13 protein-coding genes are annotated in these 13,553 nt (G+C 38.1%); 5 read left to right on the top strand and 8 right to left on the bottom strand.

What is annotated here, in order from left to right; translation table 11 throughout:
- Positions 1-49: 49 nt before the first annotated feature.
- From oppB to oppF, 4 genes are all read left to right on the top strand, one after another.
- Positions 50-973 carry an oligopeptide ABC transporter permease OppB gene (gene oppB / locus G4Y78_RS07655; RefSeq protein WP_163832469.1) on the top strand — a complete coding sequence of 308 codons (924 nt, stop codon included), beginning with the start codon at positions 50-52 and terminating at the stop codon, positions 971-973.
- A 27-nt stretch (positions 974-1,000) separates the two neighbouring features.
- Positions 1,001-1,909, top strand: a complete 909-nt coding sequence (gene oppC / locus G4Y78_RS07660; protein ID WP_163832470.1) for an oligopeptide ABC transporter permease OppC — start codon at positions 1,001-1,003, stop codon at positions 1,907-1,909.
- Between the two features lie 102 nt (positions 1,910-2,011).
- A complete protein-coding gene (gene oppD, locus G4Y78_RS07665; protein WP_163832471.1) occupies positions 2,012-3,010 on the top strand; it encodes an oligopeptide ABC transporter ATP-binding protein OppD in 999 nt (332 codons plus the stop codon).
- Positions 3,010-4,014 (top strand): murein tripeptide/oligopeptide ABC transporter ATP binding protein OppF, encoded by a 1,005-nt coding sequence (gene oppF / locus G4Y78_RS07670; protein ID WP_329604966.1) that lies wholly within the window; start codon positions 3,010-3,012, stop codon positions 4,012-4,014. Before oppD ends, oppF begins: the two co-directional genes overlap by 1 nt.
- Positions 4,015-4,080: 66 nt before the next feature.
- Here the strand turns inward: oppF and G4Y78_RS07675 are convergent, their stop codons facing one another.
- The 6 genes from G4Y78_RS07675 to G4Y78_RS07700 form a co-directional block, all read right to left on the bottom strand.
- Complete coding sequence (locus G4Y78_RS07675) at positions 4,081-5,253, bottom strand: hypothetical protein (RefSeq protein WP_163832473.1); 1,173 nt, start codon at positions 5,251-5,253, stop codon at positions 4,081-4,083.
- Positions 5,250-6,335, bottom strand: coding sequence for a sugar-transfer associated ATP-grasp domain-containing protein (locus tag G4Y78_RS07680; RefSeq protein WP_163832474.1), 1,086 nt, complete (start codon positions 6,333-6,335; stop codon positions 5,250-5,252). Before G4Y78_RS07680 ends, G4Y78_RS07675 begins: the two co-directional genes overlap by 4 nt.
- A gap of 98 nt (positions 6,336-6,433) precedes the next feature.
- Positions 6,434-7,351, bottom strand: coding sequence for a hypothetical protein (locus G4Y78_RS07685; protein ID WP_163832475.1), 918 nt, complete (start codon positions 7,349-7,351; stop codon positions 6,434-6,436).
- Between the two features lie 4 nt (positions 7,352-7,355).
- A complete protein-coding gene (locus G4Y78_RS07690) occupies positions 7,356-8,891 on the bottom strand; it encodes a lipopolysaccharide biosynthesis protein (RefSeq protein ID WP_163832476.1) in 1,536 nt (511 codons plus the stop codon).
- Between the two features lie 223 nt (positions 8,892-9,114).
- Positions 9,115-9,405 carry a PA4642 family protein gene (locus G4Y78_RS07695; RefSeq protein ID WP_163832477.1) on the bottom strand — a complete coding sequence of 97 codons (291 nt, stop codon included), beginning with the start codon at positions 9,403-9,405 and terminating at the stop codon, positions 9,115-9,117.
- 209 nt (positions 9,406-9,614) lie between these two features.
- Complete coding sequence (locus G4Y78_RS07700; protein WP_163832478.1) at positions 9,615-10,169, bottom strand: hypoxanthine-guanine phosphoribosyltransferase; 555 nt, start codon at positions 10,167-10,169, stop codon at positions 9,615-9,617.
- Between the two features lie 402 nt (positions 10,170-10,571).
- Here G4Y78_RS07700 and upp point away from each other — a divergent pair, with 402 nt between their 5' ends.
- Entirely contained in the window at positions 10,572-11,198 is a 627-nt protein-coding gene (gene upp, locus G4Y78_RS07705) for a uracil phosphoribosyltransferase (RefSeq protein WP_163832479.1), read from the top strand.
- Positions 11,199-11,358: 160 nt separating this feature from the next.
- Here the strand turns inward: upp and G4Y78_RS07710 are convergent, their stop codons facing one another.
- Positions 11,359-12,936 (bottom strand): aldehyde dehydrogenase family protein, encoded by a 1,578-nt coding sequence (locus tag G4Y78_RS07710; RefSeq protein ID WP_163832480.1) that lies wholly within the window; start codon positions 12,934-12,936, stop codon positions 11,359-11,361.
- Between the two features lie 21 nt (positions 12,937-12,957).
- A complete protein-coding gene (locus tag G4Y78_RS07715) occupies positions 12,958-13,398 on the bottom strand; it encodes a hypothetical protein (protein ID WP_163832481.1) in 441 nt (146 codons plus the stop codon).
- Positions 13,399-13,553: the final 155 nt, after the last annotated feature.

The following is a 13,553-nucleotide window of genomic DNA, read 5'->3' on the forward strand; positions in this document are numbered from 1 at the left end:
AAAACAATGCTAGGGATTTTGCCATAATAATAAATGAGCGAGAGTAGCAATGCTTAAGTTAATTATTAGGCGGTTTGGTGTCGCGATACCTACCCTATTGGTATTAATTACAGTTTCATTTATTTTGATGCATGCCGCACCAGGTAGCCCATTTTCTTCGGAACGCACTTTGCCAGCTGAGGTATTAGCCAATATCGAAGCTAAGTACCATCTAAACGAGCCCTTATGGAAACAATATTTCATCTATTTAGGTGATTTATTACAAGGTGATTTAGGCCCATCTTTTAAATATAAAGACTTTACTGTCAATGAATTGTTAGCTCAAGGTTTTCCTGTTTCGGCAAAGTTAGGACTTGTTTCCTTTGTTGTGGCAGTAGTATTTGGTATTGCCTTTGGGGTGGTTGCTGCGTTAAGGCAAAATACCTGGATTGATTATACCAGTATGACTATTGCAATGACGGGTGTTGTTATTCCTAGCTTTGTATTAGCACCATTATTAATTCTAATTTTTTCCATTACTTATAAAATATTACCAGCAGGTGGCTGGAATGATGGTGGCTTTAAATACTTAATATTGCCCGTAATTGCCATGTCTACTCACTATATATCTGCTATCGCCAGGATTATGCGGGGTAGTATGATTGAGGTGTTACATAGTAATTTTATTCGTACGGCTAAAGCGAAAGGGTTACCCGCTAGCCAAATTATTTTTAAGCATGCGCTACGCCCAGCACTACTGCCGGTGGTGTCTTATTTAGGGCCTGCTTTTGTTGGGATCATTACCGGTTCGGTAGTCATCGAAACTATTTTTGGTCTGGGTGGTATAGGCCAACTGTTTGTTAACGGAGCACTTAACCGTGACTACTCTATGGTAATGGGGCTGACAATAGTCGTTGGGGTACTGACTATCATGTTTAACGCGATAGTAGATATTTTGTATGCCGTTATAGATCCTAAAATACGTTATTCCTAAAATAATAAAATACTATGAGAGATAGCCATGCTTGCTTTAACAAAAAAAATCGAGTCGTTGCAGCAGGCTGCAACGGAAGCAGATATAAAAGGCCGTAGTCTTTGGGAAGATGCCTGGCGTCGCTTTATTTCAAATAAAGCGGCAATAGCCAGTTTAGTTATTTTGTTGCTGATCAGTATTCTAACTATTGTAGGGCCACTATTAAGTGAATTTGCTTATGATGACACTGATTGGCTGGCAATGAATGCCGCGCCTTCAGTTGAAAGTGGTCATTATTTTGGTACCGATCCTCTTGGTCGTGATCTATTTGTAAGGGTTATGATGGGAGGGCAAATATCTCTGATGGTTGGAGTAATGGGCAGCCTGGTTGCTGTTGTTGTAGGTACACTGTACGGTGCTATTTCCGGTTTTGTTGGAGGTAAGCTGGATAGTTTTATGATGCGTACTTTAGAGGTTCTTAGTTCTTTCCCCTTTATGTTTTTTGTTATTTTATTGGTTACCTTTTTTGGCCGAAATATACTCTTGATATTTGTTGCCATCGGCATGGTATCTTGGCTTGATATGGCCCGGATTGTCAGAGGACAAACTCTTAGCCTTAAAAACAAGGAATTTATTGAGGCAGCTCATGCTTGTGGTGTTAGAACCAACAAAATTGTTACTCGACACATCGTGCCTAATGTGTTGGGTGTGGTTGTGGTTTATGCCACTTTATTAGTGCCTAGCATGATTTTGTTTGAATCCTTTTTAAGTTACTTAGGGTTAGGTATTCAGGAGCCGCAAACCAGTTGGGGAGCACTTATCTCTGAAGGGGCGAAAACTATGGACATCACTCCCTGGCAGTTACTATTTCCTGCCAGCTTTCTTGTACTGACTCTGTTTTGTTTTAACTTTGTGGGTGATGGATTAAGAGATGCATTGGATCCTAAGGATCGCTAGCCCGGAAGTTTCACTGGATATCAAAAATTCTGGGCAATCTGTTAAACAGCTTGCTTTATTTTTGGAAAAGCCTTGGTGTTTCAAAGGCGAGAGGAAGGTGGCATGAGTTTATTAGATGTACAAGATTTACGGGTAGAGTTTGAAACACCTGATGGAATGGTAACAGCAGTAAATAGCTTGAACTTTTCACTATCTGAAGGTGAAACTTTAGGAATTGTGGGTGAGTCTGGCTCAGGTAAAAGCCAAACGGCTTTTGCCTTAATGGGATTGCTTGCAAAAAATGGCTATACCTCAGGCAAAGCCTTATTTAATGGTAAAGATATTTTGCAATTGACTAATGCAGAATTAAATAAGGTCAGGGCTGAACAAATTGCAATGATTTTTCAGGACCCAATGACATCGCTCAACCCTTATATGAAAGTGGGAAAACAATTAGCTGAAGTATTGATCTTACATAAAGGAATGGATAAAAAATCTGCCAGGGCAGAATCGATAAGGATGCTAGAGGCTGTTCATATCCCAGAAGCACATAAACGAATAGATATGTACCCCCATGAATTTTCTGGGGGTATGCGTCAACGTGTCATGATTGCAATGGCGCTATTGTGCCGGCCTAAACTGCTAATTGCAGATGAGCCTACTACTGCGCTTGATGTTACAGTGCAGGCACAAATTTTAACTTTATTGAACGAGTTGAAGCTGGAGTTTAATACTTCTATTATTATGATCACCCACGACTTGGGAGTGGTCGCTGGTCTGTGTGATAAAGTACTTGTGATGTATGCTGGGCGTACTATGGAATATGGTGCAGTGAATGACGTATTTTATAAGCCTACTCATCCTTACACGAAAGGTTTGTTAGCATCGATACCTGACTTGGTCGCAGACCAGGATGAGCTGCCAACCATTCCTGGTAATCCACCCAATTTATTAAATTTACCCCAAGGTTGTCCTTTCCAAGACCGTTGTGGTTATGTGTTCGATCGTTGTAGGCATACGACACCTGAACTGAAGACTTTTGATGGCTATCGGCAACGGGCATGTCATTTACAACAAGAGGCTGTGCAGCAAAAAAATAATCAGCAGGAGGTGATGGCATGATGGCAGCGTCGGAAAAAGTAATCGTACAAGTCAAAGACCTTAAAGTTCACTTTAAAGTTGACAATAAAGGCGGTTGGCCTTGGCAGCCAAAACCTACTTTAAAAGCGGTAGATGGCGTTAGTTTTGATATTTATGAAGGTGAGACCTTAGGGGTTGTTGGCGAGTCTGGCTGTGGTAAATCTAGTTTAGCTAGGGCGTTGATTGGTTTAATTCCATCCCATTCAGGTTCTGTATTATGGCTAGGAGAGGATCTTACTCAGTTAAATCAGGAGGCGTTAAGGGAAAAGCGACAAGATTTACAGTTTATTTTTCAAGACCCTTTGGCTTCTCTTAATCCCAGAATGACTATTGGCGAAATTATTGCTGAACCATTGCAAACCTTTTACCCGGATATGAGTAAAAGGCAAGTAGAAGAAAAAGTTAAAGCCATGATGAATAGGGTAGGGCTATTACCGAATGTGGTGAACCGTTATCCCCATGAGTTTTCTGGTGGTCAATGTCAGCGGGTTGGTATTGCCAGAGCATTAATTTTAGAGCCTAAACTGGTAGTTTGTGATGAGCCTGTGAGTGCTTTAGATGTATCAATTCAAGCCCAAGTGGTTAACTTGCTAAAAGAACTTCAGAGGGAAATGAAGCTTTCTCTAGTATTTATTGCTCATGATTTAAGTGTAGTTAAGCATATTAGTGATAGGGTAATGGTGATGTATTTGGGGAATGTGGTGGAGCTGGCGAGTAGTAAAGATCTTTACACTAATCCTATGCATCCTTACACCCAAGCACTATTATCGGCTGTACCACTTGCTGACCCAGAAAAGGAAAGAAATAAACAGGCGCAAATTTTAGTTGGTGACTTACCATCTCCGATTAATCCACCAAAGGGGTGTGTTTTTTGCACTCGCTGTCCTATAGCAGAAGCTCGTTGTCAACAGCAACGACCTATTTTACAAACATTTGGTAGCAATCATCAGGTGTCTTGCTTAAAAGTAGTAGATGGTAGCTGTTAAGTAATAGCAATAATTTTTATAGATATTAATAACCCGAGTATATACTCGGGTTATTTCCTCTGTTCTTTAACCAATCCATTCAATTCTTACTCGATAGCTGCGCCATGGAGCAGTTGAAAATCGCTCCATTATTTTTTTAGTTAAATTGAATGTTAAAAGATGAGCTAACTTATAGCTATGTAACTTAACTAAGTAAAGCCACATTATCCGTTTTAACTTCATTTCTATCTGTTGATTATTCGTTTTGTGGCTTAACTCAATTAGTTCTCGAACAAAATTTTCAGCAACTATATTGTTGGGTTTTAGATACTTGAGCTGATTAATTATATTAACATCAGGAAAAGCACTAGTGGTTTTATTAGTTAACTTAAATACTAATAATGTTCTTATACACTTTGAGCATTGACCACAATTACGATCGACATATTTCCAGCATACTTGCAAATCATCATGAAATTTTTTTTGCTCTATAATAGTTAATGTTTTTTCAACTCGAGTAGCTTGTAGTCCATCATGAATGATACTAACTGATTCTGTACTCCACATTGGGTCAGCTATAGGGTGGGATCCCCAAGGGAATAGTGTGTTATAAGTAAATGAAGAGGGAATAAATACTTTAGATAGTGGCAGGCTGATTCCAAGTGAGGCCATGGTAATACCATGCTGAAACTCATTAGAAATTTTCTTTTCATTTATATATTCACGAACGTTATTCTTTATCACAACTAAAGACTTATTGTGTTTTTGAGCTATATTATTAAGCTTTTTGATAATAGCTTTATGCTGGTCAACCGGATCAAATTGATCAAACCCAGTTAAGAAAATAAGATAGTCAATTTCATCAAAATGTGAAATTAGGGTGAAAGTGCTATCAATCCCACCAGAAAAAAAGCTACCGGATTTCTGATTTTTGGGTTTATTAGTTATATCTTCGTAAATAGCCGCATTGATAGCCACGGGTTGTAGCTTGGGGTTCCAGCAGTGATAAACTTGTTGAATCTCATAAACTTTTTTAAATAATAATGGAGATATCTTTAACGGTGAAGCAATAGTAATATCCTGTTGACTAACCATTGCTTCTAATAGTGCTGCGCCTAAGAACATTTCTCCAGGTAAAGTGGGAGAAACGTGTTTAGGTATTTCAAACCAAATTTCATCATCATTCAATGTAGCTGAATGGCGAATGGTTGTGCCTAAATCTTGACTGATATAATTGGAAATGATTAACTGTTTATTCATCGGTCGATTGCCAACTTACATTTTATAGAGGGAATTCTGGCAAAGGCTGCTCCATCTTTGTCAGGACATACATTGGTTTCTACCAGTACCGGCCCGTTCTCAGTCATTGCTATATCCAGGCCAGCAAACTGTAAGTTAGGTAACTTACGTAGTACTTCACAAGAAAACGTTACAATCTCATGCCATCTATCCAAGATATAGCCAGCTAATAAAGTGCCATTGTCTGGGTGGGATGAGAAGTTATTGCGGACAGGGGTATTGGTAATAAGCCCTGGTTGAATTTCGCCAGTATCTATATTAACAGGACACATAATGCCACCACTATCTCCATTATCAACCTGAGAGCCTACCCGTCCTACTCGAAAATAAGCACCAATAACTTCGATTTCTCTGCTCTCTAATACCCATACTCGTACTGTGTTTAAACTGCTATCGTTATATTTGGCATAAGCAGTACTTTGTTGTATGTACTTTTCAATAAGTAAATCTGTTTTACTAATATTATTAGTTAAGTATTGAGTAAATTCTTCAATAGTAAATTCCTTTTCAGAAAATATTTTTTTTAGCTTTATTTCACCATTCACTACTTTAATATGACAAGCAATAAACCCGTGACCACCCCAGCCTTCAATAGGTTTGAAACACAATGTATTATCTAGGTTACTTACGAGTAATTGACGAAACTGTTCAAATGTTGTTAAAGGATTATCATCTGTGTCAAAGCCTTTGGTTGGGTGGTAATAGCCAATAAATGCTGCTGTGGGAATTTTTAAAAATTGATACAAAGCTTTTTCATTAAGTTTACTTTGTGTTAGCTTTCGGTATTCTGGCGGGTTCAGTATATCCAGCACAGCAGTATATTCTTTACTGGAAAGATGTGCATCGCGTTGTTGTGATGGGAAGTCGTTTCGTGCCATGCCAGCAAGTAAATAATAGTTAGGCCCTATTCCATGGCTAAAGTAAATGTGCAGTGCGTCTGTAAGCAAGCTCAGCAAAGGCTTTTGGGTGATGTGAGCCTCTTGTCGAAAAAGGACAATAGTTTGCTGTAATCTGCTGAGTAAACTTCCCTTAACGGAAATCATACAAGATCCTTTTGAATAGATAATAAAAAGTTTTTTCTTTGTTTTAATGCCGAGGCTTTATTAATTCATGAGAGACTAGAGGCTGGTGAACAACTTGCTTAATCTAAAGTTACAAGCTGGTTTGTTAAGGTTTTTTGAGTGTTTTGTAATTTTTTTGCCCACTTGAGTAAAGCCTGCCTTGGCCAGATAATAACGTAGCATTTTGGTGTATATTGTCCATTATTAAATGCCTGTCGACGCTTATTTGATTTTATCAAGCTATCACTGTTTTCTCCTTCTGTTTCGGCATAAAAGCTAAAGCCACCATTTTTGATAATCAACTGTTGTACATATTCTAAATGAGGGCTTATTTTGCTTATTGCTGGATCATAAAACCAGCTACCACCTATTAAACCATTAATTTGTGGGTTTAAAATAAGCATGTCTGCTAGGAGTAGGCAGGTGTTTTGCCAACCCTCTGGGGTAAATTCTTCCAGCTCTTCAAGGTGAGTATGTAATCTAAAAAAATTTTTGAGGGATCGAGTATGAGCCTGCATATTAATAAACTTGAGTGCCTGGCTAAATCCACCACTAATTACAAGAGCCCGCTGAATAGAAGAATAAGGCTCAACCAAGCGTGCACCTGCGGGAAATATACGGCCAGAACATAACGCTAGGTCTTTTAAATAGCAATCATATATGCGCTTTTGATCAGATGAGATATTGATAATCCGATGAAAGCTGTATGTGAACTTTTTTATAATAGCAGGACTGACCTTGAATTTAAGTGACTGGGTATTAAATCTTTGGATTAGGTAAAGTAATAATGTATGTTGGTAAAGTGAAAGGGTGTTTACACTAAAGTTATCATGAATTTTTTTCCACAAATTCGTGACACTCCCAGGCAGGTAAGTATAGGGTGCTTCATGGGGTAATTGCTGTAATATTTGTCTTGTAGATTCTAAAGGATAAGTTATAAGAATATCTGGAGTTTTTTGTTGTATTTTTTCTAAACAAGCCTTTAGTTGACTTTGCATTATTTTAACTAAGTTTTAATTTTAGTGCTGATAGTTTAGGTTTAACTAACTGAATAATAATGGCTTCTGCGCCAGTTGGTTGTGATGCAGAGGAAGCTGTTTGTAGAGGATAAGTGAAATACCATAAACTAAAATGGCAGATACTATAAATGGCCAAGCCGATAATGGCCATTACCGACATCGTTAGTAAGTTGATAAAAAAGTTATCATGCAGTGGAAACCATGCGTTTAACAGCAATAAACAACCCGTCAGACAAATTGCCGCTAAAACAGTACGTGTCAGTGGCCATAATAGTTGTAGTATTGGTAAAGTGAGTAATCGACAACTAGTGACTAGGCTTAACAGGGTTCCAAAAATTGCAGTTGCCAGAATGCTAAGTAAAGCTTCTAATATTTGATTTTGAGTAATAAAGTAGCTGAATAAGATAACTCTGATTACTCCTTGTATGAACAAGATAGCGGTGACTATTTGTGGCTTTGCCAGAGCATAATAAATTGAAAAAGTGGCTCCGGTAACTAACGAAAATGCTCCAGAAAGGCAAAAAATCTTTAACATCCACGATTCACTGAGCCATTTGTCACTTAATAAAATGATAACAAAATATTCATTTAAAATGGCAAGGGTAACGGCAATAGGAACACCAAAAAATGCAATCATTGAAATGCTATTAAGAAAGACTTGCGCTAATTGATGTCTATCATTTGTTAGTTTTGAATAGCCTGGAAATAGCGCTTTTTGGATGGGTAGTACTAACTCAACTGTCGTGATATCAGCCACTTCTTTCATCATTGAGTAGTTGCCTAACACTTTTGTGTTTAATGAGCTACCGACAATTAGCATCATCAGGCGGTTATTGGTGAAACCGAGAATGTTTGTAAATAACATCCATTTTGAAAAATTTAATAAACTCCGCCAGCTTTTTAGAGATAGGGATGGGCGATAGTCACTCATGATGAAACTGAGGAGAAGGCCTGCTAAGCTATTAGTAATCATGCCAAGAATTAAAGCCCAATATGATTTTAGTAAAACACCTGCTGTGACGGTTACTATAAAAGACAGAATCTTTTTACTGAATTCAAAATGAAACTCTTTTTTCAGTTTTAGCTCTTTGCGGAAATTGACAATACCAATATTGGTAAACCCTTGTAAAATAGCCATCACTGCTAAACATGGAAAAATTGAGGTGAGTTGGGGTTCATTAAATAGAGCTGCCATCGGATGACTGCCTATTAGTAGGCCTATCGCAATAAACAAGCCCATTAATATATTCAGGCTCCAGGCCGTGTTGTAATCTTCTTTAGTCGCGTGTTGATTTTGTATTAATGGCAGGTCAAAGTTAAAGGTCGTGATTACATCCAAAATGGCATAAAAACTCATCGCAAGTGCCACAATTCCATAATCTTCAGGAACAAGCAGTCTTGCCATAATAAACAGGCTAATAATGCTTAACAAGCGAACGCAAAGCCTTAGGAAAACCATCCAGACTGCGCCAATGCCCATTTTTTTAGTTATACTAGAGTCGTCCATTAAATGAATCATTCATGGGCACCTCTAAGTTTATAGGTGCCCTTGCGTCATAAAGTTTTAATAGTAAGCCGAGTTTGGAAGGCCAATATATCATACGCTTACTTTTATTTGATAGGACTTTTAAAACTAAGTAACAACTGAAGTACTAACTAATAACATTATTACCTCCTTACTAATCAGTAAGGAGGAGTAGTCTTTCACGCCTATATAACTATTAGAAGGTTATTACTATTATTTATTGTGCGCCAGCTTGTTTTAAAGTATTGATATAATGTTCTGCTTGTTGGTGGCTACTGATAGTGGCTAGGAATGTTTCACCTTCTTTACTGGTGGCGTTAATGTCATGCCCTGCGGTAATAAAAATTTGTAGGAAACGAGCAAAGTCATCTTCGCGTAAAGCACGATAAGCTTTGGTGAGGATATGATAGTCGTTGTTTACATCATCGTGAGATTTAAGAGTTAAAAGGTCTTTTAGTCTTTCATCAGAAACTTCTTCACCAATTACTTTTTGCTTGTCTTTTTTCATTATGAACACACCGACTTAAATACAAAACTAGATTTTATCAGGCTTAAAATAACTAAGGAACACTTGAGAAATATTCTTAAGTGTTTCTAAGCCATCATTGGATGAACAGGACTAAGAGGTAGTATACGACTTGAGATAATAGCCAAGCTATGGCTCAAGTCATATTTTAAACGGTAGGCGAAGAGTGGTATAGGTACAGTGTGTTTAGTTTAGTGGCCTTTTAATGCGTAAATACCGGGTGCATTACGCCAGTAACCTTTGTAGTCCATCCCATAGCCGAAAATATAGCGATCCTCAATTTGTAAGCCAATATAGTCAGCGTCAAGTTCAACCCCTTTACGGTCATGTTTTTTCTCGACCAGAACAGCTGTAATTACTGACTTAGCACCAGCTTTTCGACAATAGTCAACAATGGCTGCTAAGGTATGACCTTCATCCAATATATCATCAATGATCAGAACGTTCCGATCATTCATTTCAGTATTTGGTTTTACCAGCCAGTTTAATTCGCCTCCTCGTGTTTCATTCCGATAGCGAGTAGCATGGATATAGTCTATTTGCAGAGGAAAGTTCAGCTTGGTCAAGAGTTTGCCACTGGTGACTAAGCCACCATTCATAATACAGAAAACCAGTGGGTTACTGTTAGCTAGATCAGCTGTGATAGCTTGTCCCATGCGGTCGATGGCTGCTTCAACTTCTGTATTGTCGTATAAACAGTCAGCTTCAGCATACACCTCTTTAATATGGTCAAGATCAACAGGCATGAATGGGGACCTCACTAAGCGTTGGGTAAGTATGTAATACAATAACCAAATCGTTAAACCAGAAACCAAGGGCCCTGGTGAAATCTCTTCTAGTATAATGTACTTGTCAAAAGGGGTAATTTTACCTTTGTAAGGGACCTTATACTAGATATAAAGGGCGCAACCATACTAAGGATTAGCCATTTGAGCAAGCTTTTTCTTGGTTTAGCTAAATATATGATCTGGGTGATTTTTGAGCAATTAAATTGCTAAATGTCGTATGTGTACACTCTTCGCTGTGGGTCTATATGATATTGATGTCATGAAAGTTATCAAAAACTTGAGCAAGGGGTAAACCTCACTTAAAGTATGGGCAATACAATGCATGATAAACGAATTGACTAATAACAAGCAGAGTAAATCATGAAAGTTCATGAGATTAAACACCCTTTGGTACAGCATAAACTTGGTTTAATGCGTAAAGAGGGAATTAGCACCAAAGGGTTTCGTGGGTTAGCAAGTGAAGTTGGGTGCTTGCTTACTTATGAGGCAACTAAAGATTTACCATTAGAAGATAAAGAAATTACAGGCTGGGCAGGAAAGGTCACTGTAAAACAAATAAAAGGCAAAAAGATTACGGTAGTGCCTATTTTAAGGGCAGGCCTTGGCATGTTGGATGGGGTTTTGGAGTTGATTCCCAATGCAAAAGTCAGTGTGGTAGGGCTTTATCGTAATGAAGAAACCTTAGAACCTGTGCCTTACTTTGAAAAGCTGGTGAGTAATATAGATGAACGGATGGCTTTGATAGTAGACCCAATGTTAGCAACAGGTGGTTCAATGGTAGCTGCTATTGAAATGCTAAAAAAAGCCGGTTGCCATGAAATCAGGGTCTTAGTGCTAGTTGCTGCTCCTGAGGGAATAAAAAGAGTCACTGAAGCGCATCCTGATGTTGAAATTTTTACTGCAGCCATTGATGAGAAGCTTAATGAAAATGGCTATATCATCCCAGGATTAGGGGATGCTGGGGATAAAATTTTTGGTACTAAATAAACTGTAGGCTTTATAAGGGGTGTGCACGAAATAACTTGCCAGCTTTTTGTTCTTAGGTGGAAGTTATTTCGTGCACGTTCCCTTGATGCTTAGTAATGACAACAAACCCTAAAAATCATTCGCGAAGAGTATAACTATTGTCCAGTCATTTTTTTGCAATTTATTGATTACCTCTATCCCGTTGTGCCTCTTTTTCCAGGGCCAAACCTGTTTTAGCCAGTTTAATGAGTTTGATCCAAGAAGGGGTAAATAAAACATCAATTAATTGTTGAAATAACTGATACTTTTGTCGTGTGTAAGGAAACCAGTTGGGTTCAATTTTGCTCGATTGTTTGTCAATTAATATAGATTTACTTCTGGTGAAAGCCAGCAGACCTTCTTTACCTTTGGCTCTGCCAAAACCACTTTGTTTGACACCACCAAATGGTAATGCTGGGTTACCCTCGGTTAACATGACATTATTAATTGAAACTGCTCCCACTTGAATTGCATTGGCCAGTCGTCTTGCTCTGTCAATATCACGGCTCCATATACTGGCACTTAAACCATAAGGCAGTTGGTTAAGTTCTGTGGCTAGCTGCTTCTCGTCATCAAATGGTAACAATGCGATGACTGGGCCGAAGGTTTCCTCTTGATATAATTTCATTTCTGGTGAAATATTACTCACTAATGTGGGCGGGAAAAATCGACCTTTTTCATTAAAAGTATTACCACCAGCAATAATGGTTGCGCCTTTTTCAATTGCGTCGTCCAGTTGCTGCTTAACAATCTCTAGTTGAAAATCAGTTGTCATGGCTCCTATGTCTGCATCACCCTGATCGCCCGTATTAATCACTAGTGGCTGTACTGCGGTTGTGAGTTGCTCAATGAATTGCTCAAAAATATCCTTATGAATACAAAGCAGTTCTACTGATGTACAAGATTGCCCGGCATTTGTTAAGCCTCCCCATAAAGCGCCTGCTACTGTACGTTTGATATCGACATCAGGGAAGACGACCATAGCATCTTTTCCCCCCAGTTCTAAATCAACTGGAATGATATATTGGGATGCTTTTTTTAGAATGGCTTTGCCAGTGCGAGTGCTACCAGTAAAAAATATTTTATTGGGTTTTTCATCAATCAGCTTTTCTGCTGTAACGCCTGAGCCATAAACTACTTTTAGGCTTTGCTTTAATAATGGAGAAATAGCACAAATTTCTTCAATCAAACCAGTAAGGGGAGTATGTTCAGAGGGCTTAAAAATAATACTGTTTCCAGCTAAAAATGCCCCGGTAATAAATGTCATAGCAATATGAAAAGGATAATTCCAAGGGGCAATAATTAAAACTGTACCATAAGGCTCTTGCTGAATATAAGACTTTTTACCGAGTAATGATATTGGTGTTGATACTTTACGAAGTTTAAGAATTTTATGGGCATTGGCTTTATTCCAGTGTAAGTTATCTAAAACTCCCAGTACTTCTGAAACAAGAGCGTCTGTCCTGGACTTGCCGGTATCTGTAACAATTCTAGTGCAAATTGCTTCTTTATTTGCTTTTATATAACCAATAATTTTGTCAATTTCTGCTGCTCGTTGACTAACAGAAAATTGTTGTAAATCTTTTTGGGAGGATCTTAGTATTTGGTAGATTTTTTTAATTTGAGAGTCAGAAGCTTCTTGAATTGTAATTGACTTTCTCAATTTTAGGTAGTCGTCAGTCTGATGTGTTTGCTGTTGAGAGGGAGGTTTAGGTGACATAAGCAATATTCCTGATGGTTTTTATAGAAAGTTTTTCTCAGGGTGCTGCCGGGTGATTGGCTGGCAATTGATGTGATAGCCAATCGCATCATGAACTCCGCTAGTATTCCTATAAGGACCAGCAAGATCACTATAATATAAACTGAAAATAAGACCTTTTAGTCCCCAGAATCCTAGACGGCATTGCTGGCCAATAAAACCAGGGGCATTGCTGAAAGTGTCCAATAATACTATAAACTGTGGAATAAAGTTTCTTGGTACGAACGATAGTAAGCTTAATAAGACTTTTAAATCTTTTACATTTTGTGTAGGAGTGAAGCTTAGTACTTCGTCAATATGATGTAGGCAACCTGTATCACTAAATGCAGGTAATTGTCCATAGCCTGGAGCAAAAATATCACCAAGTTTTTGTAGTGCGCTAAGTTGCCGAATTGATAATTGATGAGAAATGATAGTCTTCATTGTACTTGTATTTTTATACAGAAAGTTTTACGGATATACTCTTCACGAATGCTTTTTAGACTTTGTTACCAGTACCCTTCGCTGAGAGTATATACCTGTTTAATTTGCACTTAAAAATAAATCATGAATGGTATATATTAAGCTTGTTTAACTTA

The organism is Spartinivicinus ruber (genome assembly GCF_011009015.1).
GTDB classification, from domain to species: Bacteria; Pseudomonadota; Gammaproteobacteria; order Pseudomonadales; family Zooshikellaceae; genus Spartinivicinus; species Spartinivicinus ruber.

Coding starts and splice junctions, on each gene's coding strand:
- oppB (WP_163832469.1), top strand. CDS start 50: ATGCTTAAGTTAATTATTAGGCGGTTTGGTGTCGCGATACCTACCCTA.
- oppC (WP_163832470.1), top strand. CDS start 1,001: ATGCTTGCTTTAACAAAAAAAATCGAGTCGTTGCAGCAGGCTGCAACG.
- oppD (WP_163832471.1), top strand. CDS start 2,012: ATGAGTTTATTAGATGTACAAGATTTACGGGTAGAGTTTGAAACACCT.
- oppF (WP_329604966.1), top strand. CDS start 3,010: ATGGCAGCGTCGGAAAAAGTAATCGTACAAGTCAAAGACCTTAAAGTT.
- G4Y78_RS07675 (WP_163832473.1), bottom strand. CDS start 5,253: ATGAATAAACAGTTAATCATTTCCAATTATATCAGTCAAGATTTAGGC.
- G4Y78_RS07680 (WP_163832474.1), bottom strand. CDS start 6,335: ATGATTTCCGTTAAGGGAAGTTTACTCAGCAGATTACAGCAAACTATT.
- G4Y78_RS07685 (WP_163832475.1), bottom strand. CDS start 7,351: ATGCAAAGTCAACTAAAGGCTTGTTTAGAAAAAATACAACAAAAAACT.
- G4Y78_RS07690 (WP_163832476.1), bottom strand. CDS start 8,891: ATGATTCATTTAATGGACGACTCTAGTATAACTAAAAAAATGGGCATT.
- G4Y78_RS07695 (WP_163832477.1), bottom strand. CDS start 9,405: ATGAAAAAAGACAAGCAAAAAGTAATTGGTGAAGAAGTTTCTGATGAA.
- G4Y78_RS07700 (WP_163832478.1), bottom strand. CDS start 10,169: ATGCCTGTTGATCTTGACCATATTAAAGAGGTGTATGCTGAAGCTGAC.
- upp (WP_163832479.1), top strand. CDS start 10,572: ATGAAAGTTCATGAGATTAAACACCCTTTGGTACAGCATAAACTTGGT.
- G4Y78_RS07710 (WP_163832480.1), bottom strand. CDS start 12,936: ATGTCACCTAAACCTCCCTCTCAACAGCAAACACATCAGACTGACGAC.
- G4Y78_RS07715 (WP_163832481.1), bottom strand. CDS start 13,398: ATGAAGACTATCATTTCTCATCAATTATCAATTCGGCAACTTAGCGCA.